The sequence below is a fragment of the Humibacter ginsengiterrae genome (assembly GCF_054780115.1).
In genome coordinates this window covers 40419-66316 of sequence record NZ_BAAGWY010000002.1, presented here as the reverse complement: position 1 = coordinate 66316, position 25898 = coordinate 40419, and the positions used below count along the sequence as shown (strand labels likewise).

The window sequence follows — 25898 nt, the reverse complement described above, 5'->3', positions numbered from 1 at the left end:
AACGGAGGTGTGAAACGCGCAATGCGTTCACAGCGTCGTTCGCGCGGCGCGTGACACCGCGTCGACGAGGTCGTCGAGGTCGGCCAGTCGCTGTTCCGCCTCGAGCCGGATGTCTCGCGCCAGCGCCGCGAGCCGCGCGGCCGCCGGCTCCGGGGAACTGTCGGACCACTCCTGCAGCTGCAGCGCGAGAAGGGTGTCGTCCCGGTGGGTGCCGAGCAGGTCCTGTACGGCCTCGGCCGCTCGGGCCCGAGCCTCGATTCCGTCCAGCGCTTCCGGATGCACGTGGCGCAGTCCTTCCACGGCCTCACCCGCGTACCGCAGGCGCCGCGCCGCCTTGCGCAGCGCGTGCAGCTCGTCGAGCCCGCGCCGCTTCGCCCGCCGCGAGGCCCGGGCGACCTCGTCGGCGGCCCTGGCCAGTGCCGGCCTCACCACGCCGAGCGGCCTGGCGCCGGCATCCGATCCGGGCTCCGGATGCTCCGCGAAGGCTCGAAGACAGCGCAGGTCCGCTTGCCCGCTCGAGGAGTCCAGGTGCGCGGCCGCGCGCGCCCGAGACTCCTCAGCCCATCTCTCCGCCTCTGCCACGACGCCCGCCAGCGTCGAGCGCAGCTCGTGGTCGGGCGACGCATCCGAGCGTTCGCGCAGAGCCCCGACTCTCACCTCGGCGTCGCGGGCGGTCCCGAGAACAGTCCCGAGTGCCGTAAGCGACGGGCCGACCGCACGGACGGCGTCTCTGTCGAACACGGACCGATACACGGAAAGGATGCTGCGCACGGTGCGAATGCGTGTGCGCGCCTGGTGCAGGGCATCCGGAACGTTCGCCGGTATGCCCGCGACGTATTCGTCGAGTTCCGCGACCGCGACCCGGAGGGCATGGCCGAGCAGGTCGACACAGGTGGTCGCGGCTGCGATCTCCGCGCGACGCCGTTCGAGGTGAGCGCGCAGCACCGGGTCGAGGGTGAGGGTGATCGCTCGCTCGAATGCGGCATCTGCTTCGCGGAGCCGGTCCGCACGTGCCAGCAGGTGCGCCTTGGTCGCCCAGGCCGGCTGGAATCGCGCGACTGCCGGGTCGTCGATCGCATCGAGCTCGACGAGGCCGGCGCCCGGACCGTCCACCTCGGCGATCGACGCGGCGAGCGCCACCCGGGCGCCAAGGGTGGGCGCGACGGCGACCAGAGCCCTGTGCAGCGTGACGAGGGTGCGGCGGTCAACGCGTCCGCTACGAGCACGGTCGTCGTGCGCCGACTGGATGGCCGCCTCGAGCTGGAACCGCCCCACGGTTCGCAGCTGTCCGTGCTCGTCGATCACGAGGCGGCTGGCGGTCAGCAGATGCCGCTCTCCTCGGGCGATCAGGTCGGCATCCCACCGGTCGACGTCCTGCTCGTCGACCGGCACGAAACGACCGCGGCGATCAAGCCGAGCGGATGCCCGCGCCAGCGACAGGCAGAGCAGCGCCGCAAGTCCCAGCACCTCGGGCTCGCGTGGCAGGAGCCGCACGGCGATCTCGGCGAGCGCCAGCGCCTCGGCGCTCAGCGAATCGCCGAGGGAGCCTGTTCCCCCTCGCTCGGTGTCGCGTTCGGCCGTGCCCGCGACGAGCGGCCAATCGATCGCGTACGCGCCGTAGATCGCCTCAAGCACGGCCGGCAGCCGATCGGCGAGCGCGTCGGTGTTCGGCTCGGAGAACGGGATGCCCGTCTCCTTGATGCGCCGCTTCGCCCGCACGAGACGCTGCGCCATGGTCGGCGCCGGAACGGCGAACGCACGAGCGATGCGCTCGGCGTCCACCCCGAGCACGGTCTGGAGCATGAGTGGTGTGCGGGCCGCTGGATCAATGGCCGGATGCGCACACACGAACAGCAGCGCAAGCCTGCGATCCGGGATCTCGTCCGGCTCCGGCGCGTCCGGCTCGAGCGTCGCCGGTTCGTGGCGAGGCTCCCCATCGACGCCCGTGTTCAGCGAGGCGTTGCGGTGCTCCGCGGATCGGAAGCGGTCCAGCATCCTCCGCCTGGCCGTCACGACGAGCCAGCCGGCCGGATTGCGGGGCACGCCCTCGACCGGCCAGGAGCGCAGCGCCCGCTCGAAGGCATCCTGCAGGCAATCCTCCGCAAGCGCGATGTCGCGTGTGCCGGCGGCCAGCACCGCGAGCATCCGCCCGTACGACTCCTGCACCGTAACGTCGAGTGCTTCTCGGGCGGATGCCTGCGCCGCGCTGCCCGCGGTGTCGGCAGTGCGACCGGCGACGTCGCTCGCGGCGTCGCCGCCCGCCCCAGGATCCCTCAGCTCGGCCACACCCACTGGCCGTCCACGAGCGAGATCGCGGAGGGTCGCACCTCGATCACCCCGTACTGCGCCCCGGGGCACTTCTCCGCCCAGGCGAGCGCGGCGTCGAGGTCGGGCACATCGATCACGAAGGTTCCGGCGAGCTTCTCCTTCGTGTCGGCGAACGGGCCGTCTTGAACGGTCAGCCCGCCGTTTCGCAGCGTCACCTGCGTGGTGTCGGCGACCGGACGCAGGATCTCGCCTGCCACCAGAACGCCCGCCTTCGCGAGCGCCTTGCCGTACTCGTCGAATGCGACCCTGAAGGGCGCCATGTCTTCTTCGGAGATGCCGGCATCCTGGGCTTCCAGGCTGTGCAACAGCAGTGCGTACCGCATTTCGTCATCCTCTCATCCGGCCACGGGCTGCGGCCGTTCATGGTGGTGACGATCGCTCTCGCCGTCGATCGACAGTCAGTCACCGCAAGTCGCACAGATGGCCGTTTTGGAGCGTCCAAAAGGACCATCTGTGCGACTTGAACAGGATGGGGATGCAGCCTCAATCAGTTGTGTTCGCGGCCTCGCCGCTCAACAACTTCAATCGGCTCGGCAAAGCGAGCAAGCTCGCTTCAATCAGTTGTTCGACAGATTGTTGCCGCACTCGTAGAAAGCGGTCGTGAGGTTGTCTATCGCGTTCAATGCCGCGTCGTCGCTGCCGTAGTTCAGCGCGTAGATCGCGAACGTGAGGTTGGTGCCGTCCTTCGCATGGATGACGCCGGCGAGAGTGCGGGAGGTGTTGATCCACCCGGTCTTCGCGTTCACGTGTCCGACGGCATTCGACGAGAACGAACCGTCGAACCGGTCGTAACCGGGACCGAGGGTGCCCGTCTTGCCTGCGATGGGCATCCCGTCGTAGATGTCGCCGAGCGAGCCCTGCCGGTTCAGCACCTTCACCAGGAATTGCGTGAGATATGACGCCGGAACCTTGTTGTCGGCGCTCAGCCCCGATCCATCCGCGAAGTACAGCCCGTTCTCCGAGATGCCGTACGCTTGCAGCCCCTTGAGCGTGCCAGCGTTGATCGCCGAGAAGCTGTTGCCCGCACCGGTCTTGATCGCGACGAGTCGCGCGAGCTCCTCCATGATCGTGTTGTCGGAGTACGTCAGCGCCTGTTCGGCCAGCGCCGACACCGGTTGCGAAAGCACTTGGCCCAGCTGCTTGGCACCGGCGGGAGCGGTGCCCTGGCTGATCGAGATGTTGCCGCCCAGGTCGTCGGCGAGCGCGTTCGCCGCACGCCCCACCGGGTCGGTGCTGCGCGGCGACTCCACCGCGGTCGGATCGTTGCGGTCGCCGTCCACCATGAACGACGTCATGTACGGCGTGGATCCCTCGACCACCCGCTCTTCGTGCTCGTCCCAGCTCGGCAGCCAGACGGGCCCCGAGTACAGCGACGTGTCGACGACCAGGGAGGTGATCGGCTGGCCCGCGTTCGACGGGTCGGATGCCCACGCCTGCTTCACCTGGTTCGCCAGGTCGTCGAGGTGCGGCGCGTTCGTGTAGAACGACTGCTCACCGGTGGGGAGCCGGGTGAGTGTGACGTCCCCGCCGCCGATCACGACGACCTGGCCGGGCTGCGATCCCTTCACCACGGTCGTCGGCACGCGGTAGTCGGGACCGAGCACGCTGAACGCGGCGGCGGCGGTGAGCATCTTGAGCACGCTGGCCGTGGGGGCCGGATTCGAGCCATTGCGGTCGAACAGCACCTCACCGGTGGATGCGTTCATCACCTGCGCCTCGAGCGTTCCGAATCCGCTGTCGCCGGCGTACGACGCCACGGAGCAGGTGCGGATCTTGCTGGCCGCGGGCGCCGGACTCGGCGTCGGCCGCACGGTCGGCCTGACGGTCGGGGCGGGGCTCGGCTTCGTCGACGCGTTCACGCTGGCCGCTCGCGCGGGCGATGTGGCAGCTCCGATGCCGAACGAGAGGCCGCTGAGCACGACCACCCCGGCGGCGACGCCGGCGATGAGCGAGGTGCGCGGGTTGTTGCGGATCCAGGCGAGGATGCCGGCCCGCGGTCCGCCTCCGCGTCCCGATCCCCCGGTGCCGCCTGATCGGGGACCGCCGGAACCGCGCCCACCGGAACCCCGGCCGCCCGAACCGGCGCCTGCGCCGCTACCGGCCGAGCCTGACCCGCCGGAGCCGGAGCCCCCCGAACCGCCTGATTCCGAGCCGCCCGACGCAGCACTCCGGCCGATCGAGGCGAACGCGGCACCCGTCGCGGCGACGGCATGTGCGAACCAGCCCTTGCTTGCGCCGGTGTCCATTGCTCGCTCGGGTGCGTCGTTCGCCTCATCCGGCGCAGCCGATTCCGCTGCGGCGATGTCGCGCGCCCGGAGTGGAACCTGTACGGCATGGGTGACCGGCTCTGGCTGCGGCGACGACGGTGCGACGTCGGCCGAATGCGCGGGCTGCGAGTCGCCGGATGCAGGAGCATCGGATGCGAGCCGGGAGAACGAGTGCAGTTCCGGTGCGTGCTCGGCCGGCCGGCCCGACGGCAGTGCGGTCGGCCAGTTCGACGGCGAGGCCGGCTCAACCGGTGGCTGCGAGTCGGGCCCGGTCGGCGGCGTCGCCGGTTCCTGCGCGGTGGGCTGCTCCGGCGGCGTGGCCGGCCCTGGCGGCGACATCAACGGCGTAGCGGGCTCTGTCGACTCAACGGGCGGCGTGGCAGGCTGCGCCGGCTTCGCAATTGCGGCGGGCTCGACCACAGGGTTCTCCTGTGTCGGGTCGCCGAACAGTTCGCTCAGACCGAGCGCGTCGAAGGCCGATTCGGTGGGATCGCCAGGGCGACGATCACGGCGCGACTGGGGGGACTCGTCGTGCATTCCGCCGAGTGTACCGAGGGCTCCTGAGAGAGTTCGGGACCGATCGCCCACCCGCTGAGTGTGCTGTCAGAGGACGCCGGTCAGCGCTCCTGCGGGTACACCAGCCCAATCTGGGCGCGCACCGCGTCGAGCGTTCGCATGATCGAGACCGACTCCTGGGGCGGCATGATCTCGCTCGCGATGCGCCCGTCGGCGATCAGTCGCTCCGCCTCGCGCGCCTGGAACTGCTTGCCTGCGCCGGTGATCCGCGTCTTGTACTCCTCGACGACCTCGTCTCCGGCGCCGACGACACGGAAGTTCGTGGGGGTGTACCAGACGCGGTCGATCTCGATGCGGGCATCCGTTCCCACGATCGTCGCCGTGTTCACGCCGCGCAGGTCGAGTGCGCAGCGCGTCACGGCGAGCGCCCTGTCGCCGTAGCCGAAGATCGCGTCGGTGGCGGCATCCGCTCCCGTGGCCTCGAATCGAGCGGATGCCTTCACCGTCTCGGGCTCGCCGAGCAGCATCGAGGCGAACGAGATCGGATACACGCCGAGGTCGAGAAGCGCGCCGCCTCCCAGCTCGAGCGCGTTGATGCGGTGCAGCGGATCGCTCGGCAACAGCTGCATGTGGTCGGCGCAGACCTCGCGCACGTCACCGAGCGTGCCCTGCGCGACGATCTCGCGGATGCGCTCGACGTGTGGCAGGAACCGGGTCCACATCGCCTCGAGCACGAGGAGCCCGAGGTCGGCCGCCAGGTCCACGACCCGCTGCGCTTCCGCCGCGTTGAGCGTGAACGGCTTCTCCACGAGCACGTGCTTGCCTGCGCGCAGGGCCAGTTCGGCGTTCGCGGCGTGTTCGGGATGCGGCGTGGCGATGTACACGATGTCGACGTCGTCATCCGCGACGAGCTGCTCGTACGAACCGTATGCGGTGGGGATGTCGAACTCGTCGGCGAAGGCATCCGCCCGTTCCTTGGTGCGGGATCCGACCGCCGCGACGTCGTGCTCGTCGTCGAGCAGCTCCTTCGTGAAGGTGTGGGCGATGCCGCCGGTGCCCAGGATGCCCCATCGGATGCCGCTCATCGCTCCCCCGTCGTGCTCGAGCCGAAAGCCACGAAGAGGGCCCCTTCCGGGACCCTCTTCGTGCTGGGAGCCGCCTGTCGGAATCGAACCGACGACCTATTCATTACGAGTGAATCGCTCTGCCGACTGAGCTAAGGCGGCGTAGCACGGTCGCCCGCGCACAGCAGACAAGCTTAGCGGATACCAAAGGCGCTTCAGACCAGCCAGAGCAGATCTCGGCGACCGCTGTGATCAAGGGCGGCCGGCTATCGCGGCTGACGCCGCTCATAGCCTCAATCGGTTCGGCGAGGCGAGCAAGCTCGCATCGCTCTCACCCCAATCGCCTCTACCGCGACTCGTCGCTCACCAGCTCGTGCAGTTCGCCGAACGAGTCCGTCAGCCGGTTGGCGAGCGATCCGTGGCCGCCGGTCTCTGCCCAGCAGGTCCACGCGTGCCGGATGCCGGCGAACGCCACATAGGTCACCAGCCGCGCTCTGCTGTGCAGGCGTTCCGGGTCCTCGGCCAGCAACCCGTCGTCGCGCGTGAGGCGCCGCTCCATCACAGAGACCAGCTCCAGCTCGAGCTGCTTCATGCTCGCCATGCGCAGGCTGAAGAGATGCGGATGCTCGCGCAACAGCTTGCGTCGCAGCGTCTCGATGTCGGCGCCGTCGGGGTTCGGTTCCTGGTCGACGGTCGACAGCAGCAGCTCGCGGATGCCCTCCAGCATCGGCTGCTCCGGTCCGGCCGCCACGAAACGCTCGATCGCCTCCTCATCGGGCATCTCTGGAACGTCGCCGATGACGGCCGCTTCCTTCGTGGGGAAGTAGTTGAAGAACGTGCGGGGCGAGACACCGGCCACGTGGCTGATCTCCTCGACCGTCACGCCGTCGAATCCACGCTCCAGCGCGAGCGCCAGCACCGCGCGCTGGATCGCGTTGCGGGTGGCGAGGCGCTTGCGCTCCCGCACACCGCTGCGCTCGGGGGCAGGGGTGGTGGCGATCACGTGTCCATTATTGCAGTCAGTGCAAAGTCCGGGCGAGAATGCCTGACCGCCGCCGGGCCATCAGCATTCCGGGTCGCTCTTCGGCACCGTGCCGTTCACCAGGAACCCGTCCACCGCGTCATTCACACACGAGTTCGACTTGTTGTACGCCGTGTGTCCATGCCCGTGATACGTGACGAGGTGTCCGCTCTCGAGTTGATGGGACAGGTTGACCGCCCACTGGTACGGGGTCGCCGGGTCGCCGGTGGTGCCCACCACGATGATCGGCGGAGCGCCCGCCGCGTGAATCGGCGCTTCCTGCCGGGTTGGCTTGTACGGCCAGACCGCGCACCCGATGTCTCCGTACGACATGTACGGGCCGATGACCGGGGCCGCCTTCGTCAGCTCGGCCGCTTGCTTGCGCATCGTGGCCGGATTGGCATCCGATGAGTAGTCGAGGCAGTTGATCGCCGTGAAGGCTTCCGTCGAGTTGTCGGAGTACGTGCCGTCCGAGTTCCGGTCGTAATACGCGTCCGCGAGGATGAACGCCGCCCGCGCGCTGCCGTGCATGACGTCTTTGAAGAGGCTGTCCAGGGCACTCCAGGCCGATGCGTCGTACAGCGGGTAGATGATCGCCGTGACCATGGTGTCGGCACCGAGCTCGCGGCCGTCGGAGTTGCGGATGGGGCTGGCATCCAGTGAGGCCAGGAGGTTCGACACGGTCGACAAGGCATCGTCGAGCGAGCCGGAGAACGGGCATCCCTTGCGTTTGAGGCAATCCGTCAGATAGGCGCTGAGTTCCTGCTCGAACCCCTTCGACTGACCGAGGTTCACGTCGAAGCTCGTCGACGATGGATCGAGCGCGCCGTCGAGCACCATGCGGCCGACCCGTTTGGGATAGAGGCCGGCGTAAGTGGCCCCGAGCAGAGTTCCGTAGGAGTAGCCGAGGTAATTGAGCTTGGCGTCGCCGAGCACAGCACGCAGCACGTCGAGGTCGCGCGCCGCGCTCGTCGTGCCGACCTGACCCAGCAACGAGCCGGTGTTCTGCTTGCATGCCGCGGCGAACGACGTCGCTTCGCGCGTGGATGCTTGGATCCACGCGTCGGATCCGCGCTGCCCCGGGGTGATGCCGAACAGGTAGTCGTCCATCTGCTTGGCGTCGTAGCACTTGACCGCCGTGGAGGCACCCACTCCGCGCGGGTCGAAACCGACGACGTCGTAGTGCTCCTGAAGGTTCTTGTCGACCGCGTAGTCCAGGCTGTCGCGAACGAAGTCGACGCCGGAAGCCCCGGGGCCGCCCGGATTGACGAGCAAGGAACCGAGTCGCTTTCCGGTGGCGTAGTGCCTGATCAGCGCCAGTTCGATGCTTCCGGACGAGGGATCCGACCACTCGAGCGGCACCTTCACCTTCGCGCACTGGAACTTGCCGCACGTGCTCCAGTCCACGTGCTGCCCGTAGAACGGTGCCAGCGCAGACGAGACCTTCTCCGGCCGCGGGGTCGAGGTGACGGGCGGGTGCGCGGGAAAGCATCCGCTCAGCGCCAGCGACAGCGCCACCGCGATCGCGGCGACCACCCCCACGCGGCGCCAGCGCCTCGATCGCGTCATCGGATCTCCCTTCTCGCCCCGTCGGCGGATCGCGGTCGTCGCGCGGTCACGAGCATGGCCTCCAGCGCCAGTGCGGGCGCGACGTTGCCGTCGATGCGCTCGCGTGCCGTCTGCACGGCATCCATCGTCGCGAGGGTCGCGGCGGCGCTGGATGCCTGTGCCGCGGCGAGCATCCGGTCCTTCAGTTCCACGTTCACCAGCTCGGCTCCGGCGTCGAGCTGCAGCATGAGGATGTCGCGATATAGCGACAGCAGATCCGTCAGGATGCGGTCGATCCCGTCGCGGAGACTCCGCGTGGCACGCCGCTTCTGATCGTCTTCCAACTGGCGCAACTGCGCTCGCAGCCCGGGCGGAACGGAACCGCCCTCCTGCACGCCGAGCGACTGCAGGGTGTGCGCCCGCTCCTCGGCGTCCCGCTCCTCGGTGATGGCCTTCGCGTCGGCACCCGCGATCTCCAGCAGCCGGGCGGCGCCTGCGACCACGTCGGAGACGGTACGGATGCCCAGCGCCAGTTCGAGGGTCTCCTCGCGCCGTGCTCGTGCCTTCTCGTTCGTGGCCAGCCGGTGCGCCATGCCGATGTGGCTCTGCGCGTGCCGCGCCGCGCGCTCGGCGATGTCACCCGCCACGCCGTCGCGTCGCTCGATGAGGTCTGCGACGTCGGCGACGGACGGCACCCGCAGCCGCACCGTGCGCACGCGGGAGCGGATCGTCGGAAGCAGATCCGCGTCGCTCGGCGCGCAGAGGATCCACACGGTGCGCTCGGGCGGCTCCTCCAGCGCCTTCAGCAGAACGTTCGAGGTGCGCTCCGACATGCGGTCGGCATCCTCGATCACCATGACGCGGTAGTGGCTCACCGACGGCGAGAACTGCGAGCTGGAGACCAGCGAGCGCACCTCGTCGATGGAGATGATGACGCGTTCCGTGCTGAGCACGCTGAGGTCGGGGTGGGTCCGCGCCTGCACCTCGCGCGTCGTGGCTGCGTCGCCGTCCGGCCCCTCGGAACTCAGCAGCGCAGCGGCGAACGCGTAGGCGAGGTTCGAGCGACCCGAGCCCGGCGGACCCGTGATCAGCCAGGCGTGCGTCATGGCCGAGGATGCCGTCGCCCCGGCCGCTGCCCGCAAGGTCGCGATCGCATCGGGCTGGCCGGTCAGGTCGTCCCACACCGACGACCCGTCGACCGGCGACGGCCTCACCGAGGTCTGGACAGCTGGCATGGTTCGACGCTACCCGGTGCGTCTGTCAGCGCTTGCCGTCTTCGTGGCAGCTGACGCACTCGTGCTGCGTGGCGTGATTCCGCGCGCGGCGAGCAACTCGACGACGTGCGCTCCGATCCGGTCCGCGAGGGATTGGGCGGATGCCGCACCGTCGACGACGAGAAAGCGGTCGCGTTCCACCTCCGCCAGCGCGAGGAAGGCGGTGCGCACGCGGGCGTGGAACTCGCCTGCTTCGGCCTCCAACCGGTCGAACCGCTTGTTCGCGGCGTCGAGCCTGCCACGGGCATCCGTCTCGTCGATGTCGAGAAGCACCGTGAGGTCGGGCAGCAGGTTCTCCGTGGCCCAGAGCGAGAGCTCGCGGATCTCCGCCGCGTCGAGCTCCCGACCCACACCCTGGTAGGCGACGGAGGAGTCGAGATAGCGGTCTTGCACAACGATCGTTCCGGCGCTCAACGCGGGCCGCACGACCGACGCCACGTGGTGTGCTCTGTCCGCTGCGTAGAGCAGGGCCTCCGCCCGCGGAACGATGTCGCCGTGATGGTGCAGCACAAGCTCGCGGATCTCCAGGCCCACCTCGGTGCCGCCGGGCTCCCTGGTGTGCAGCACGTCGTAACCGGCTGCCGCGAGCCGCTCCACCAGCAGGGACGCCTGCGTCGTCTTGCCCGACCCGTCGCCGCCTTCGAATGTGATGAAGAGGCCGGGCGCCATCTCGGCGGAGGAGTCGCTCACGAGTCCGCGCCGGGTTTCTTCGGGGTCGACGACTTCGGCGTCCCGGTCTTCTTGACCGCAGGCTTTGCCGGTGCCTTCTTGGCGGTCGACTTTCCTGCCGTCTTGGTCGCCGCCTTCGCTCCGGCCGCCTTCGTGGTGCGGCGGGTTGTTCCGGCGCGCTTCGCGGGTCCCTTGGCGCGTTTGTCGGCCAGTAGCTGCACGGCGCGCTGGAAGTCGATCTCTTCGACGGACTCCCCGCGCGGGATGGTCGCGTTCGTCTCACCATCGGTGACGTAGGGACCGAACCTGCCGTCCTTCACCCGCACCGACTTTCCGCTGACCGGATCCGCGTCGAACTCCTTGAGCGCGCTCGACGCCCGCCTGGCACCGTATTTCGGCTGGGCGAAGAGCTCGAGCGCGCCGGGCAGGTCGATGTCGAAGATCGCGTCCTCGCTGGGAAGCGACCGTGTGTCGGCCCCCTTCTTCAGATAGGCGCCGTAACGCCCGTTCTGCGCCAGGATGGGCTCGCCTGATTCGGGGTCCTCGCCGACCGTGCGTGGCAGGTCGAGCAGCTTGAGCGCGGTCTGCAGATCGACGCCGGCCGGATCCATCGACTTGAAGAGCGACGCCGTGCGTGGCTTCTCGGCCTTGGCGGCCTTGGCTTTCGATGCCTTCTTCTTCTTCTTCTTGGGGGCGCTGACCTCACCCGTTTCGAGGTCAACGACCGCGTCGACCGCGTCGGTGATGTCGACCGAGTCGGGCACCGGGGCCTCGTCGGCCTCCAGCTCGGTGACATACGGACCGAACCGGCCGTCTTTGACCACGACGAGCTTGCCGTTGGCCGGGTTCACGCCGAGTTCCCGGTCGGACTGCACCGGCGCCTCGATGAGTTCCTTGGCCTTCGTCACGGTGAGTTCGTCGGGGGCGAGATCCGGTGGGATGTTGACCCGTCGCGGCGTCGCGTCCGGCCCGGCTCCCTGCTCGGTCACCTCGAGGTATGGCCCGTACCGGCCGATCCGCAGTGTGATGTCGTCGGTGATCCGAACCGAGTTGATCTCGCGGGCATCGATTTCGCCGAGGTTGTCGACAACCTCACGCAATCCTCGGTGGTCTCCGCTTCCGAAGTAGAAGCCCTTCAGCCAGCCGGCCCTGGTCTCATCACCGTCGGCGATGCGGTCCAGGTTGTTCTCGAGCTCAGCGGTGAAGTCGTACTCGACCAGATCACCGAAGTGATCCTCCAGCAGGCGCACGACCGCGAACGCTATCCAGTTCGGCACCAGTGCCTGGCCCTGCGTGCTCACGTAGCCGCGGTCGACGATCGTGGAGAGGATCGTGGCGTACGTCGACGGACGTCCGACGCCCAGTTCCTCCATGCGCTTGACCAGGCTGGCCTCTGTGTAACGCGGCGGCGGCGACGTCTCGTGGCCCTTCGCCTCGACGTCGCCGACGACGAGAGTCTGGCCCTCCGTCAGCGGCGGCAGCTTGGCCTCCTCGGACGTCGCCTCCGCGTTGCGCTCCTCGTCGCGGCTCTCCTCGTAGGCCTGCAGGAAGCCGCGGAACGTGATGACCGTACCGCTGGCGGTCAGTTCGGCGATCGTGCCGTCGAGCGCCCCCTCCCGCACGCGGGCTTCAATGGTGACCGAGGCCGTCTGACCCTTCGCATCGGCCATCTGCGAGGCGACCGTGCGCTTCCAGATCAGCTCGAACAGGCGCAGCTCGTTGCCGTGCAGCACGGATGCCATCTCTGCCGGCGTGCGCCAGGTGTCACCTGCCGGACGGATCGCCTCGTGCGCCTCCTGCGCGTTCTTGCTGCGGTTGGGGAAGGTACGGGGAGCACTCGGGATGGAGTCGGCACCGTAGAGCGCCTTCGCCTGAGCGCGGGCCGCACCCACCGCCTGCGCCGACAACGCCGTCGAGTCGGTGCGCATATACGTGATGTGCCCGTTCTCGTACAGCGACTGCGCGACGCTCATCGTCTGCCTCGCGGTGAACCGAAGCTTGCGCGCGGCCTCCTGCTGCAGCGTCGAGGTCGTGAACGGCGCCGAGGGCTTGCGCGTCAGCGGCCGGGTCTCGAGCTTCGCCACGGTGACGGCCGTGGACTGCTGGCGCAGGGCATCCGCGAGCGCCCTTGCAGAGCTCTCGTCGAAGACCCGCGCCTCATTCTTGAGCTGTCCGCGATCGTCGAAGTCGCGGCCGGCAGCGACCCGCTGCCCGTCGACACGGCTGAGGCGAGCGCTGAACGACTGCGCACCGGCATCCGCCGCCACCTGCGCGATCAGGTCCCAATACGATGCCGCGACGAACGCCATGCGCTCGCGCTCGCGGTCCACGACAAGGCGGGTCGCCGGAGACTGCACGCGGCCAGCCGAAAGGCCCTGCCGCACCTTGCGCCACAGCACCGGCGACACCTCGTAGCCGTACAGACGGTCGAGGATGCGACGCGTCTCCTGTGCGTCCACCAGCGACATGTCGAGGTCGCGGGTGTTGTCCTTGGCCTTCTCGATGGCGTCCTTCGTGATCTCGTGGAACACCATGCGCTTGACCGGCACCTTGGGCTTGAGTTCCTCGAGCAGATGCCACGCGATCGCCTCGCCCTCGCGGTCCTCATCGGTGGCGAGCAGGAGTTCGTCCGCGTTCTTCAGCAGTTTGCGCAGCTTCGCGACGACGCTGCGCGCTCGGTCAGAGACGACGTAGTACGGCTCGAAGCCGTTGTCGACATCGACGCCGAACTGTCCGAACGCCCCGCGCTTCTTCTCCGCCGGAATGTCTTTGGGCTCGATGAGGTCGCGGATGTGCCCGACGGATGCCTCGACCGTGTATCCATCGCCCAGATACTTCTCGATCGACTTGACCTTGGTCGGCGACTCGACGATGACCAGCTTGTTCCCTGGCACCTGTCTCCTTACCTCGACTCCTGTTGGATGCCCGCTGCTGCTTGCTCCGGCTGCTGTATTGCCGGCTTGGGCGGCTTTCGGGTGTTCGAACTGACGAGCGGTCCGCAGAACCAGCGCCGGGTTCGGTTCGACGGATCGTCGGTCAGGATGCCTCGGCGTGCGTGTTCACGTCGACCGAGGGTCGTGGGATCTTGACGACTTCGGCACTCGGACCCGGTCCGTGCGCCTGCCTCGTTCCGATCCGCAACGGCCCGGCCAGCATGTCCGACCCGGCAGTGCGGTCGCCGATCCCCCGCTTTCTCCCCCGAGTCGCTCCGGCTCGCCCTGCCGAGTCGAGCCGCGCCGCTCATCAGGCACACCATACACACGTTCTCCGCCGGACTGCCTAATCCACGACGCTGTCGCGGCGCGCGTCCCGTAGGGACGGGTCCGGCCCCAGTTGCGGAGGGTTGACCCCCGGGGTGGGCGGAGGACAATGACATCATGGGTACTTCATCGAGCGGTGCCTACACCGCGAAGCTGACCGACGGACCGCTTGAAGGCAAGACCGTCACCACGGGTTTCCTGGAGACCGGAGAGCCTCAGCCCCGCATCGAGATTCCGGCCTCGAGCGGCGACAAGCGATATGTGTACACGCGCTCGGGCGGTGTGGAGTACGCCTCGGACTCGGGCGACTCCGATCGTCCTACCGCGGTCGATTACCGCTACATAGAGGCCGTCTTCAGCTGAACCGCTGAACCGCTGTTCGCACGGCGCGTTCGTCGGCGCTTTCCACTGCCCGACCGGTCACTACTGAGCGCTCGCTCTCAGTTGGCGCTGCCCGGCGGTCCTGCTCTCGCCCAGACGGATATCGGGATGCCACCGATATCGTCCTCCGCACTCACGAGCGCGAAAAGTCCGTCGACCGAGCACGCGCCGAGTCGCGCGCCGTTGAGTCGGGCGGCTTGAGCAGCCCGATCGCACGGTGCACCTGCCACGCGTCCGCTCGCGGTATCGGCCGCCGCCAGCGCCGCGGCGTCCGCAGCGGCCGACACGTGCTGCTTCGCGGCGAGAAGCGCGCAGGCGCCCACCGCTGCTGCGCTCGCCATCAACAGCGCGGCGAGGAGACCGATGACGACCAGGGTGGCCGAGCCGCGTTCCGCTCGCCCGGCCAACCCGTTCGCACCGGTCATCGGCCCACGCCCTGCTGATCGGCTGCATCGTCCCCGAGCGCGCAGCCCTGACTATGCACCGTGAGACCGGTCAGAGCGGCCGGCCCGGCGGCCTTCTGTGCAAGCGAGACGCAGACGAAGTCCCCGCTCGTGCGTACCGAGACCGCCGACTGCCCGACCGCTCCCGAAATGTTCGAGCGGGCCAGGCCCTCGCCGTCTCCTCGTGCCAGCGAGCGGGCACCGTCGGCCGCGGCATCCGTGAGCCTGGCCTGCTGAACGACCACCTCGATCGCGCCCAGGGCGAATGCCAGTACGAGCAGCACGGCCGGAACGATCGCAGCGAACTCCGCCGTCACGCTGCCCCGTTCCCGACCGAGTTCTCCCAGAAGGCTCGCCCTGTGCCGGGATGAGGCGGTCGTTCGCAGCGACATGTCAGCCCGCCACCGTCAGGGCACGACGCACGAGGTCGGTGAGGATGCCCCGCACCTCGTCGCCGCGAAGAATCAGCACCAGCAGCCCGGCGAATCCGACTGCCGCCATCGTGGCCACGGCGTACTCGGCGGTGGCGGAGCCGCGCTCGTCCGCCAACGCGCGTCGAAGCATCCCGGATCCTCTCGTTCTCGGTCGGGCATCCGCCGCCCGTCGATCTTGTCGAACGTTCGTCGTTCTCGATTCCCTCTGTTGCATGGGGTCCTGTTGCATGGGGTCCTCCTTGTTGGCGTTCTGCGACGGAAGCCGTCGAATTGCGGTCTCGCTTGATGAGACCGCGCCCGTCATTCCCGTCACTTCGAGCATCATTCGGAAGGCGATCCGCCAGTGGACCGAAGGTGCGATCGGTGCGAAGCGGTCAGATCCCCCGCAGTGTGGACGACAGGATCGACATCACGAGCGGCGCGACCGAGAGGAGCATGAAGGCCGGCAGCACGCAGACCGCCAGCGGTGCCATCAGCCGCACACCCAGTGCCGCCGACATCGCCTGTGCGCTGCTGCGGGCATCCCGCCGAGCCTGCTCCGCTTCGGCTCGCAAGAGCTCGACCGTGCCCACGCCGGCGCGCTGCGCCAGCGCGAGCACGGAGTCGACCGCTACGGGATCGGGTGGTGCGAGCGCGAAGCGGGCGCAGGCATCCGCTACCCGTCCCAGCGCCCCGGGAGCAGAGCCGCCGCCCGTCATGGCGACGGCCACGAGTTCGATCGCGAGCCCAGGCATCCGTTCGCGGGGTCTTGCTCGTTTCAGCAACGCGCGATTCCAGGAGCGTGCGGCCAACAGGAGTGCGGCGCCTGCGGCGAGGCAGCCGAGTCCGGCCGGTGTGGCGACGAGCACGTGCAACGTATCGAAGCCGAGTCCTGCACCGAATAGGATGCCGACGGCCGGCAACGCAAGCACCATCCGCGCCGTCGCTCGCGGCCCCGCCAGTGCCGTTTCCCGGTCGCGCTGAGTTTGGCCGAGGTCGCGCAACGACGAGGCGAGATCGCGAAGAGCCTCGGCGAGCGGCGCACCGGATTCGGTGGCGACCTGGATCGCGACGGCGAGACCGCGCCATGCTTCCCGAACGTCGGAGCTTCGCCGCTTGCTGCTCCGGCGCTTCGGGCCCGGAACGCCTGCCTCGGCGGCGGCCGCTATCGCACGAGGCACGTCGCCACCACGTCGCGCGGCTTCTGCTGCGGCGCGAATCACGGCATCCGTCACGGTGCGGTGTGCACCCCCGCTCCGTGCACCCCCGCCAGGTACACCGGCGCCCGCCTCTGCCGCGCCGCCGCCCTGTGCATTGCCGCCCGGCTCTGCCGCATCGGTCGCCTCGGCGAGGTACCCCCACGCAGCACCGGGCGGCACCCCGGCGGCGAGGAGGACCGCGAGGCGTCCAGCGACGTCCGCTACGTCTTCGACGGCGGGTCGACGCTGCGGCTTCACCGCTCGGCCGCTTCCTGCACGAGCAGCCGGCCCGCGGTATCCGTGCGGAACGAACCGCAGTGTGCGACGCGACGGATGCCGTCCACGCGCTCCAGGTGCACCACCAAGTCGAAGGCGCTGACGGCCTGACGTGCGACTGCCGAGACGTCCATCTCTGCGAGGGCGCCGAGAGCCTCCAGCCGTGCCGGCACATCGTCCATCGAGTTCGCGTGCAATGTCCCTGCCCCGCCGTCATGCCCGGTGTTCAGTGCGGACATCAGGTCTCGCACCTCGGCTCCTCGGCACTCGCCGACGACCAGACGGTCGGGGCGCATCCGCAACGCCTCTCGCACGAGCCGGTCCAAGCCGATCGCCCCGGCGCCCTCGAGGTTCGCCTGCCGCGCCTCCATCGCCACCACATGCGGATGTCGCACGTGCAGTTCCGCGACATCCTCGATGCAGACGATCCGCTCGTGTGGAGGCGCCTCGGCGAGCAGTGCGGAGAGAAGAGTGGTCTTTCCGCTGCCGGCCGCCCCCGTGACAAGCAGGTTGGCGCGGTCTCGCACCGCGGCTTCGAGCCGCTGCCGATGCCGGCCGAGCATGCCGGCAGTGTCGAGTTCATCGAGCGTGAACCGGCTGGGCCGGGGCACGCGGATCGAGATCAGAGTGCCGCCGGTGGACACGGGAGGAAGCACGACGTGCACGCGGATGCCCGCAGCCAGGCGCACGTCGACACAGGGGTTCGCTTCATCGACGTGTCGTCGGCCGAGTGCGACGAGACGCACGGCGAGAGCACGCAGCGATCGTTCCTCGCACGCCCAGGTCGGGTCGTGCACAGCCCCCGCGCCGGTGTCGACCCAGAGCCCGGCCTGACCGTTGACGAAGACGTCGGTGACGCCCGGCGCCGCGACGAACGGGGCAAGCGGGCCGAACGCCGACCAGTCCAGCGATTCGACCGTGCTCTCGACCTGCTCCTCGCCGTACGACTCGGCCCGGAGCACTTCATCCATGACGGCCTCCCCGGCGCGTCCCTCTCGGCCCTCGATGGTCTCGGGCCGAGAAGGCGTGGCCTCTCTCCCGTCGGGGTTCGGCTTCACCGTGAATGCAATCGCCCCGGGCGTCGCAGCCGCCGTCTCGGCAGCCACGGGAATCGCCGCCGCAGACGCCGTTGCAGGTCCGGACGACGCGGCCGCGGGCGCGGGACCTCGCGCACGCGCCACGGGCGGACGCGGCACAAACGGAACGGTAAAACTACGGGAGCGGTGCGCGACGGGCATAGAGCGACGCTACGGACGTGGCTCGGGTGGTCGGGCATCCGAGCGCAGGCCGGTGCAGTTCGCTGTCGTGGCCCGCTTGTGGACGAGGAGACCGGCCGAAAGCCCGAGTCTGCACAGCGCATTAAATGCAAGGGGCGGCACCTATTGGGGGGAACAGGTGCCGCCTCAGCGACGAGGGATTGGGGGGAATCGTTCTCGCCGCACGCCAGAATTATCATTCGGCCGATCGATAGTGTACGCCATGAGTTCGATCGCGCAAGAGGCATTTTTCGTAGGCCGTGCAAACGCATTCCGCCCGCGAGTTCAGACGGATGTCGACCCGTTCGCGACCACCCCCGGCCAACCGGTATCGTCGTAAAGCGTTGTGCCAGCCGCCCACGTGACACACCTCGCGAAGGAGCGAAATCCATGTCTTCCGACACGATCGACAACCTGTTGCACGAGTCGCGCCGCTTCGCGCCCGACGCCGAGTTCGCCGCGAACGCGGTAGCGAAGGCCGAGTTGTACGAGCAGGCTGCGGCCGATCGTCTGCAGTTCTGGGCCGATCAGTCGCGTGAGCTGCTGCACTGGCACAAGCCGTTCACGCGCACGCTCGACTGGTCCAATCCACCGTTCGCGAAGTGGTTCGACGATGGCGAGCTCAACGTCGCCTACAACTGCCTCGACCGCCACGTGCTGGCCGGCAATGGCGACCGGGTGGCGATTCACTGGGAGGGCGAGCCGGGCGACACGCGCACGATCACGTACGCCGAGCTCACGTCCGACGTGAAGCGCGCGGCGAACCTGCTCACCAGCCTCGGCGTGCGCGAGGGCGACCGGGTCGCGATCTACCTGCCGATGATCCCCGAGGCCGTCGTGGCGATGCTCGCCGTCGCCCGCATCGGCGCCGTGCACTCGGTCGTGTTCGGGGGTTTCAGCGCCGACAGCCTGCGCCAGCGCATCGACGACGCGAACGCGAAGCTCGTGATCACGGCCGACGGCGGCTACCGCAAAGGCTCGGTTTTCCCGCTGAAGAACGCGGTGGATGCGGCGCTCGCCGACGGCGGCACGAACGTCGACAAGGTGCTCGTCGTGCGCCGCGGCGGCAACGACGTCGAGTGGGTCGATGGGCGCGACCTGTGGTGGCACGAAGAGCTCCCGCAGGTCGACGCCGACCACGAGGCGAAGCCGTTCGCTGCCGAGCATCCGCTCTACATCCTCTACACGAGCGGCACGACGGGTAAGCCGAAGGGCATCGTGCACACCTCGGGCGGCTACCTCACCCAGGCTGCGTACACGCACAAGAACGTGTTCGATCTGCACCCCGAGACGGATGTCTACTGGTGCTCCGCCGACATCGGCTGGGTGACCGGTCACACGTACGTCGTCTACGGCCCGCTCGCCAACGGTGCGACGCAGCTGCTCTACGAGGGCACGCCGGACTTCCCGGAGCCCGGCCGCTGGTGGCAGCTCATCGAGAAGTACAAGGTGAGCATCTTCTACACCGCGCCAACGGCCATCCGCTCGTTCATGAAGCAGGGCCGGCAGATTCCGCAGAAGTACGACCTCTCGTCACTGCGCGTGCTGGGCTCGGTCGGTGAGCCGATCAACCCCGAGGCGTGGATCTGGTATCGCGAGGTCATCGGCGGCGACAAGACCCCCGTGGTCGACACCTGGTGGCAGACCGAGACCGGCGCCATCATGGTCTCGGCCCTGCCCGGAGTCACCACGCTGAAGCCCGGTAGCGCTCAGGTGCCTCTGCCAGGCATCTCGATCGACGTGGTGACGGATGCCGGCGAGTCCGTCGGCGCGGACGAGGGCGGCCTGCTCGTCATCACCGAGCCATGGCCGTCGATGCTGCGCGGCATCTGGGGCGACCCGGAGCGCTACAAGGAGACGTACTGGGCGAAGTTCGGCGACAAGTACTTCGCCGGAGACGGCGCCCGCAAGGACAAGGACGGCGAGATCTGGCTGATGGGCCGGGTCGACGACGTGATGAACGTCTCGGGTCACCGCCTGTCGACAGCAGAGATCGAGTCGGCGCTGGTCGCGCATCCGTTCGTCGCGGAATCCGCGGTGGTCGGCGCATCCGACGAGACGACGGGGCAGGCCGTCGTGGCGTTCGTGATCATCAAGGGCAACCAGCGCGAGGCCGCAGCGGCGACGGATGTCAACGCCGAGCTGCGCTCGCACGTCGCCCAGCAGATCGGCGCGATCGCCCGTCCGCGCGACATCTACGTCGTCGAGGAGCTGCCGAAGACCCGCAGCGGCAAGATCATGCGCCGCCTGCTGCGCGACGTGGCCGAGGGCCGCCCCGTCGGTGACACGACGACGCTGGCGGACACCACCGTCATGTCGATCATCACCGAGAAGCTGAGCGGCGCCGCCCCCGCCGAGGACTGAGCGCTCCCTGCATTGCACGGTGCGCCGGAAATCGCACGGTGCGCCGGATGTACGAGTCGATTTCATCCGGCGCATCCTGCGTTCTCCGGCCGATCTCGCTACGCCGGGCATGCGGCTAACGCTCGTGGAGGCCCTGGGGGTCCTTGTGCGGGCCAAACCCGTCGATCTGAATGACGAGCATTTTGCCGATTAGGCCGTCGACAGGATGCCCGTCGATCACGACCTGCGGCTCGACGTGGACACCGTGTGCAGCCATCCGGACACGGAACAACGTCTCGCCACCGGAGTCGGCTCTGCCATCCGCCGCAGCGACGGCCGCCGCGAACCTGCCGCCGACCGCGGCCGCGAGACGCCGTAGCTCCTGCGCCGTGATCGCCTTCTTGTTGAGTGCGGAATCGAACGTCGCGACGGCGTAGTCCAAGGGCCGACATCGCGCGATGTGGAAAAGCACGTTGGCCAGCGGTTCGACCGCGACATCCTTGACAACCGGCGACGGCCCCAGCGACCAGTGGATGACGATGTCGTCGCTTTTCGGGCGATGCGCCGAGTAGCCCTCTGGTGCAGCGACATGAAGCTTCGAGTCATTGAAGGTCCAGAGCTTTCGCCGCTGCTTCCGTGACACAGGTGAGGCGCACGCCGAGGTTCGCCGCGCGGATGACGTTCGGGGACGTGCCCGGCAGAGCGACTCGGTTCCGCCCTATCGGGATGATGCGGCCACGGTTGAGCTCGGCACGAATGCGATACGACGTGATGCCCGCACGCCGCAAAGACGATCGGTGCATCACCCCGCCGCGTTCACGAACCAGGGAAATGACGTCCATGTCCGCTAGCCTGCCCGCGTGGCTGCGCGCATCCACGCCACCGCGCACGAACCATGCAGAACCCGGCGGTCACTCGGCTTGTGGAGAACAAGCCAGCGGAGTCGTCCACCGCAGGCGACGCACGATCGCGCGGAAGCGCAACGCACGACCGACCGAAAAACCGCGACGCACCATCGGCCGGAGACCGTGCGATGCGCCGGACGCTAGCACTGAATTCTTCCGGCACACCGCGCGATTTCCGGCACACTGTGCGACGGCTCAAACCGCCGGGACGACGGGCCGCCGCTACTCGAAGGCGACGACCAGCTCGATCTCGACCGGAGCATCCAGAGGCAGCACCGAGACGCCGACCGCCGAACGCGCGTGGCGTCCAGCATCGCCGAACACCTCGCCGAGCAGCAACGATGCGCCGTTGATCACTCCGGGCTGGCCGGTGAACGACGGGTCGGATGCCACGAACCCGGTCACCTTGACGACCTGCGTGATGCGATCGAGCGATCCGATCACCGACTTGACCGCTGCCAGCGCGTTGAGGGTGGCGGTGCGGGCGAGGTCCTTCGCGTCATCGGCTGGAACGAGCCCGTGCGCGTCACCCACCTTGCCGGTGAGCGGCAGCGCACCCGACACCATCGGCAGCTGTCCTGCGGTATACACCAGGGAGCCGTTCACCAGCGCCGGCACGTAGGCAGCAACCGGAGGAACCACTTCGGGGAGCTCGATGCCGAGCTCGGCGAGGCGTGCCTCGAATGCGCCCATCAGGCGTCCTCGCCGATCTCGCGCTTGAGGTAGGCGACGAGGCCGCCTTCAGGGCCGGTGACGACCTGCACGAGTTCCCAGCCCTCCGATCCCCAGTTGTTCAGGATCGCCGCCGTGTTGTGCACGATCAGCGGCGTGGTCAGGTACTCCCACCGACGCATGTGTCCTTCTCTCTCACGCTTCCACGACGACCCCATCGGGCCGCCCTGTTGATCGTGCCACGGCGGCAGTGCACTTCGCATGCCGCGCCGGGAAGGCGGTTTGCCAGCTTCTGCGGCTAGCCTGGGCCTCATGTCTGCCCAAAAACCCACGGCTAGAGGTGCGCTCGGCGCCCTCGGGGCGTTCGTAGGAATGAGCGTCGTGGCCGGCCTTCTTGTGACAGCAGCAGTGACTCCCGCGATCGCGGTCACCGGCATGGCCGCGAACAACGGCATCGGCGCATTCGACGGCCTCCCCGAATACCTGCAGATCAGCGCGCTCCCCCAGGTCTCCACCATCTACGCGAATCAGGGCGGCCAGCCGGTTCCGATCGCCACGTTCTACTCGCAGAACCGCGTCGAGGTCGGCTGGGACGACATCTCCCAGGTCGTGAAGGATGCCGCAGTCTCGACCGAAGACCCGCGCTTCTATCAGCACGGCGGCATCGATATCGAGGGCACGGCACGCGCAATCGTGCTGACCGGGCTCCTGCACAAGTCGACGTCGGGTGGATCATCGATCACGCAGCAGTACGTGAAGAACGTCAAGGTGCAGCAGTGCGAGAAGCTCAATGTCGTGGTTCCCGCGCCAGTTTTCAAGGGCACCGGAACGCCGACTGCGGACGAGCAGAAGAAGCTCGATGAGGAGCAGAAGAAGCAGCAGGCCGCTCAAGATCAGAAGTACACGGACTGCTATAACGAAGCCACCGATCCCACGATCTCCCGCAAGCTGCAGGAGATGAAGCAGGCGATCGGTCTGGAGAAGAAGTACTCCAAGAACGACATCCTCAAGGGATATCTGAACATCGCAGGATTCGGCGGATCGGTTTACGGAATCGAGTCGGCCGCCCGCTACTACTTCGGCGCGACGGCGAAGACCCTCACGTTGCCGCAGGCCGCGACCCTCGTCGCCATCCTCAACAACCCGGCCAACCTGCGCATCGACCAAGACAAGGCGACGAACCCCGGAAACAACGCCGAAAACGGGTTCAAGCGCACGCTCGACCGGCGCGACTACGTACTCCGCAGCATGCTGAAGGCGCACAAGATCACGCAGAAGCAGTACGACGACGCGGTCAAGACGAAGATCGAGCCGAAGATCACGCCTCAGCCCAACGGATGCGAGACCGCGGCGCAATACAACGCCGCGTACTACTGCGATTGGGTACAGCACCTGGTCTCAGAGGACACCGGCCTGGCCAAGACGGCCGACGAGCGTGACGCGCTGCTACGTGCCGGCGGTCTGAAGATCTACACGCCGCTGAACCTGGACGTGCAGGCGGTGGCGCAGCAGTCGCTCAGTTCGATCGTGCCGTCGTCGAAGCCCGGGGTCACCTTGGGCGGCACGAACCTCTCCGTCGAGGTCGGCACCGGCCGGGTCATCTCCATGGTGCAGAACACGAAGTACACGGCGACCGCGACCGATGACCCGAACTACTCGGGCATCAACTACAACACCGACTTCAATGAAGGCGGCTCGATTGGTTTTCAGACGGGTTCGACCTACAAGCTGTTCACATTGCTCGAATGGCTGAAGGAAGGGCACTCGATCAACGACTATGTGACTGCTCCGTCGGCAAGCACGACGTTCCCCGCCAGCCGCTGGCACACCACCTGCCCCGACACGTCCTGGGCGGGGCCATGGACGGTTGGCAACGATGGTCCCGGCGAAGGCGGGACGATGAGCGTTGCCCGCGCGACGGCCGAGTCCGTCAACACAGCGTTCGCGGTCATGGGCACCAAGCTCGACCTCTGCGGCATCCGTCAGAGCGCCATCAACTTGGGGATCCACCCCGCAAGCGACAAGGTGTGGACCACCGACGCCGCCGGAAATCCGGTGCAGGTAGCCAACCCACTCCTTGGCAGCCCGGCGACCATCCTCGGTACCAACAACCTGTCACCCCTTAACCTGGTCACCGCCTACGCGGGCGTGGCCAACGGCGGCAAGTGGTGCACGCCGGTCGGAATCGACAAGATCGTCGGACCGGATGGCAAGAATCTCCCGGTGACGCCCGCCAAATGCACGCAGGGCATCGATCCGAACGTGGCGGCCGGAGCAATCAAGGCGCTGCAAGGTGTGGTGAGCAGCGGAACGGGCACCATCGCCAATCCTCATGACGGTGTGCCGATCTTCGGTAAGACGGGTACGACCGACCACGCCGCGCAGAACTGGTTTGTCTCATCGACCACCAAGGTCGCGACCGTCTCGTGGGTCGGCCAGACGGTGGGCAACTCCGTGAACTTCGGCAACCTCACCCTAGGCGGCCACGGCGGTCGTGACGCGAAGCTCTACGTCGCCAGACCCGTCATCGCAGCGCTCAACAAGATCTACGGCGGCGACCAGTTCCCGCAGCCGACCGGCAGCGTGCTGCAGGCGAAGCAGGTTACCGTGCCCGACCTGACCGGCAAGTCCCCGTCCGACGCGCAGTCGACGCTCCAGAACCTCGGCTTCACGTACCAGGATGGCGGCCCGGTCGACTCGGCCCAGCCGGCCGGCACCGTGGCGAGCACCAACCCACCAGCGGGCAGCAGCGCAGGAATTGGCGCGGTGATCACTGTGTACACGTCGAAGGGCAACCAGAAGGCGGTGCCGGACGTGACCGGCAAGTCAGGACAAGACGCCCAAAATGCCTTGAAGGCCGCCGGGTTCAACGTGGCCTGGGCGCCGGGAAGCGATCCCAACGGCACGGTCGTCTCGACGGATCCAGCCGCGAACACGCCGGCAACCGCGGGCTCGACGGTCACGATCACCACGTCGAAGAAGAGCGGCGGCGGTCCGGGCAACGGGGGCAACGGATGACACGCCGAAACGGGGCGGGCGCGGTCGGGAGCGTCGCGCTCGCGCTGGGCGCGGCATCCGCGGGTGCGCTCCTCTGGGGCACGCTCATCGAGCGACGCTGGTACGTGCTGCGGCAGGTCAGCGCCCCCGTGCTCCCTTCCGGGTCGAAGCCGATTCGCGTGCTGCACCTGAGCGATCTGCACATGGCACCCTGGCAGCGCGACAAGCAGCAGTGGATCCGGTCGCTGGCGGCGTTCGCTCCCGACCTCATCGTCGACACCGGCGACAACCTAGGGCACGAGCGTGGCTTCGACGGCGTCGAGCACGCGCTGGACGCGTTCCACGGCACGCCCGGCGTCTTCGTGAACGGGTCGAACGATTACTACGGCCCCATTCCGAAGAATCCGATGCGGTACTTCAGCGGTCCCTCGGCCCTGCACGCGAACCCGGCGAATCTTGACACGGACGAGCTCACCCGATTCTTCACAGGCGAGCTCGGCTGGCTCGATCTCAACAACCACGCCGGCGCGCTGACCGTGAACGGAACCCGCCTCGAGCTGTTCGGTGTGGACGATCCGCACCGCAACTTCGACCGGCTCGACCGGGTGACGGGCGAACTCGATGAGTTGCGGGCATCCGAGGTGACGGATGCGACGTGGCCCGCAGACCGCGCGGCCGGCGATCAGCCCACCGTCGCGATCGGGGTTGCGCACGCACCGTACCGCCGGATCCTCGACTCGTTCGTCACCAACGGCGCGAGCATGATCTTCGCCGGACACACGCACGGCGGCCAGGTCTGCGTTCCCGGGTTCGGAGCACTCGTCACGAACTGCGACCTCCCCCGCCGCCAGGCGAAGGGTCTGAGCACCTGGACGCACGCGCTGCGCGTCGCCTACCTGAACGTCTCGGCGGGACTCGGCACATCCATCTACTCGCCTGTGCGATTCGCCTGCCGGCCAGAGGCATCCCTCGTCACGCTCGTGCCGCACGACACGGCATACGACGGAGTCAACGTTCGCTGAACGTTCTGGCTTCTCTGAGAGACGACATAGACGGCACAGACAAA

General features: G+C 68.1%; 21 protein-coding genes and 1 tRNA gene. 4 read left to right on the top strand and 18 right to left on the bottom strand.

Annotated features, from left to right (window positions below):
- Window positions 1–27 precede the first annotated feature (27 nt).
- From ACYVII_RS02855 to topA, 10 genes are all read right to left on the bottom strand, one after another.
- Window positions 28–2286, bottom strand: a complete 2259-nt coding sequence (locus ACYVII_RS02855; RefSeq protein WP_460530698.1) for a CHAD domain-containing protein — start codon at window positions 2284–2286, stop codon at window positions 28–30.
- Window positions 2274–2651: a YciI family protein gene (locus ACYVII_RS02850; RefSeq protein WP_460530695.1), complete on the bottom strand. Its 378-nt coding sequence runs from the start codon at window positions 2649–2651 to the stop codon at window positions 2274–2276. Before ACYVII_RS02850 ends, ACYVII_RS02855 begins: the two co-directional genes overlap by 13 nt.
- A 234-nt stretch (window positions 2652–2885) precedes the next feature.
- Complete coding sequence (locus ACYVII_RS02845; RefSeq protein WP_460530692.1) at window positions 2886–5132, bottom strand: D-alanyl-D-alanine carboxypeptidase/D-alanyl-D-alanine-endopeptidase; 2247 nt, start codon at window positions 5130–5132, stop codon at window positions 2886–2888.
- 80 nt (window positions 5133–5212) lie between these two features.
- Complete coding sequence (locus ACYVII_RS02840; protein WP_460530689.1) at window positions 5213–6196, bottom strand: Gfo/Idh/MocA family protein; 984 nt, start codon at window positions 6194–6196, stop codon at window positions 5213–5215.
- Between the two features lie 68 nt (window positions 6197–6264).
- Window positions 6265–6337: transfer RNA gene (locus ACYVII_RS02835), tRNA-Thr, on the bottom strand.
- A 184-nt stretch (window positions 6338–6521) separates the two neighbouring features.
- Complete coding sequence (locus ACYVII_RS02830) at window positions 6522–7178, bottom strand: TetR/AcrR family transcriptional regulator (protein WP_460530686.1); 657 nt, start codon at window positions 7176–7178, stop codon at window positions 6522–6524.
- Window positions 7179–7238: 60 nt separating this feature from the next.
- The gene (locus ACYVII_RS02825) at window positions 7239–8765 is read right to left on the bottom strand and encodes an alpha/beta hydrolase (protein ID WP_460530683.1); all 1527 of its coding nucleotides are present in this window, start codon (window positions 8763–8765) and stop codon (window positions 7239–7241) included.
- Complete coding sequence (locus ACYVII_RS02820; RefSeq protein WP_460530680.1) at window positions 8762–9979, bottom strand: DNA polymerase III subunit delta'; 1218 nt, start codon at window positions 9977–9979, stop codon at window positions 8762–8764. Before ACYVII_RS02820 ends, ACYVII_RS02825 begins: the two co-directional genes overlap by 4 nt.
- A 9-nt stretch (window positions 9980–9988) precedes the next feature.
- On the bottom strand, window positions 9989–10687 hold the full coding sequence (gene tmk, locus ACYVII_RS02815) for a dTMP kinase (RefSeq protein WP_460531834.1): 699 nt from the start codon (window positions 10685–10687) through the stop codon (window positions 9989–9991).
- Between the two features lie 17 nt (window positions 10688–10704).
- A complete protein-coding gene (gene topA / locus ACYVII_RS02810; RefSeq protein ID WP_460530677.1) occupies window positions 10705–13581 on the bottom strand; it encodes a type I DNA topoisomerase in 2877 nt (958 codons plus the stop codon).
- Window positions 13582–14064: 483 nt separating this feature from the next.
- On the opposite strand from topA, the gene ACYVII_RS02805 reads away from it, so the two are divergent.
- A complete protein-coding gene (locus ACYVII_RS02805; protein WP_460530674.1) occupies window positions 14065–14310 on the top strand; it encodes a hypothetical protein in 246 nt (81 codons plus the stop codon).
- Window positions 14311–14387: 77 nt separating this feature from the next.
- Here ACYVII_RS02805 and ACYVII_RS02800 read toward each other — a convergent pair whose 3' ends face one another.
- The 5 genes from ACYVII_RS02800 to ACYVII_RS02780 form a co-directional block, all read right to left on the bottom strand.
- Window positions 14388–14753 carry an Rv3654c family TadE-like protein gene (locus tag ACYVII_RS02800; protein ID WP_460530671.1) on the bottom strand — a complete coding sequence of 122 codons (366 nt, stop codon included), beginning with the start codon at window positions 14751–14753 and terminating at the stop codon, window positions 14388–14390.
- Window positions 14750–15163, bottom strand: coding sequence for a TadE family type IV pilus minor pilin (locus ACYVII_RS02795; protein ID WP_460530668.1), 414 nt, complete (start codon window positions 15161–15163; stop codon window positions 14750–14752). The genes ACYVII_RS02800 and ACYVII_RS02795 overlap by 4 nt, the downstream gene beginning before the upstream one ends.
- A gap of 1 nt (window position 15164) precedes the next feature.
- Window positions 15165–15419, bottom strand: coding sequence for a DUF4244 domain-containing protein (locus tag ACYVII_RS02790; protein WP_460531831.1), 255 nt, complete (start codon window positions 15417–15419; stop codon window positions 15165–15167).
- 160 nt (window positions 15420–15579) lie between these two features.
- On the bottom strand, window positions 15580–16641 hold the full coding sequence (locus tag ACYVII_RS02785; protein ID WP_460530665.1) for a type II secretion system F family protein: 1062 nt from the start codon (window positions 16639–16641) through the stop codon (window positions 15580–15582).
- The gene (locus ACYVII_RS02780; protein WP_460530662.1) at window positions 16638–17630 is read right to left on the bottom strand and encodes a TadA family conjugal transfer-associated ATPase; all 993 of its coding nucleotides are present in this window, start codon (window positions 17628–17630) and stop codon (window positions 16638–16640) included. Before ACYVII_RS02780 ends, ACYVII_RS02785 begins: the two co-directional genes overlap by 4 nt.
- A gap of 675 nt (window positions 17631–18305) precedes the next feature.
- On the opposite strand from ACYVII_RS02780, the gene acs reads away from it, so the two are divergent.
- Window positions 18306–20279 (top strand): acetate--CoA ligase, encoded by a 1974-nt coding sequence (gene acs / locus ACYVII_RS02775; protein ID WP_460530659.1) that lies wholly within the window; start codon window positions 18306–18308, stop codon window positions 20277–20279.
- Between the two features lie 115 nt (window positions 20280–20394).
- Here acs and ACYVII_RS02770 read toward each other — a convergent pair whose 3' ends face one another.
- The 3 genes from ACYVII_RS02770 to ACYVII_RS02760 all read right to left on the bottom strand — a co-directional run bounded on the left by ACYVII_RS02770 (window position 20395) and on the right by ACYVII_RS02760 (window position 22017).
- Window positions 20395–20901, bottom strand: coding sequence for a DNA/RNA helicase (locus ACYVII_RS02770; protein ID WP_460530656.1), 507 nt, complete (start codon window positions 20899–20901; stop codon window positions 20395–20397).
- 484 nt (window positions 20902–21385) lie between these two features.
- Complete coding sequence (locus ACYVII_RS02765; protein WP_460530653.1) at window positions 21386–21856, bottom strand: RidA family protein; 471 nt, start codon at window positions 21854–21856, stop codon at window positions 21386–21388.
- Complete coding sequence (locus ACYVII_RS02760) at window positions 21856–22017, bottom strand: DUF4177 domain-containing protein (RefSeq protein ID WP_460530650.1); 162 nt, start codon at window positions 22015–22017, stop codon at window positions 21856–21858. Before ACYVII_RS02760 ends, ACYVII_RS02765 begins: the two co-directional genes overlap by 1 nt.
- 130 nt (window positions 22018–22147) lie before the next feature.
- On the opposite strand from ACYVII_RS02760, the gene ACYVII_RS02755 reads away from it, so the two are divergent.
- On the top strand, window positions 22148–24853 hold the full coding sequence (locus tag ACYVII_RS02755; protein ID WP_460530647.1) for a transglycosylase domain-containing protein: 2706 nt from the start codon (window positions 22148–22150) through the stop codon (window positions 24851–24853).
- A complete protein-coding gene (locus tag ACYVII_RS02750) occupies window positions 24850–25854 on the top strand; it encodes a metallophosphoesterase (protein ID WP_460530644.1) in 1005 nt (334 codons plus the stop codon). The genes ACYVII_RS02755 and ACYVII_RS02750 overlap by 4 nt, the downstream gene beginning before the upstream one ends.
- The last annotated feature ends 44 nt before the right edge of the window (window positions 25855–25898 follow it).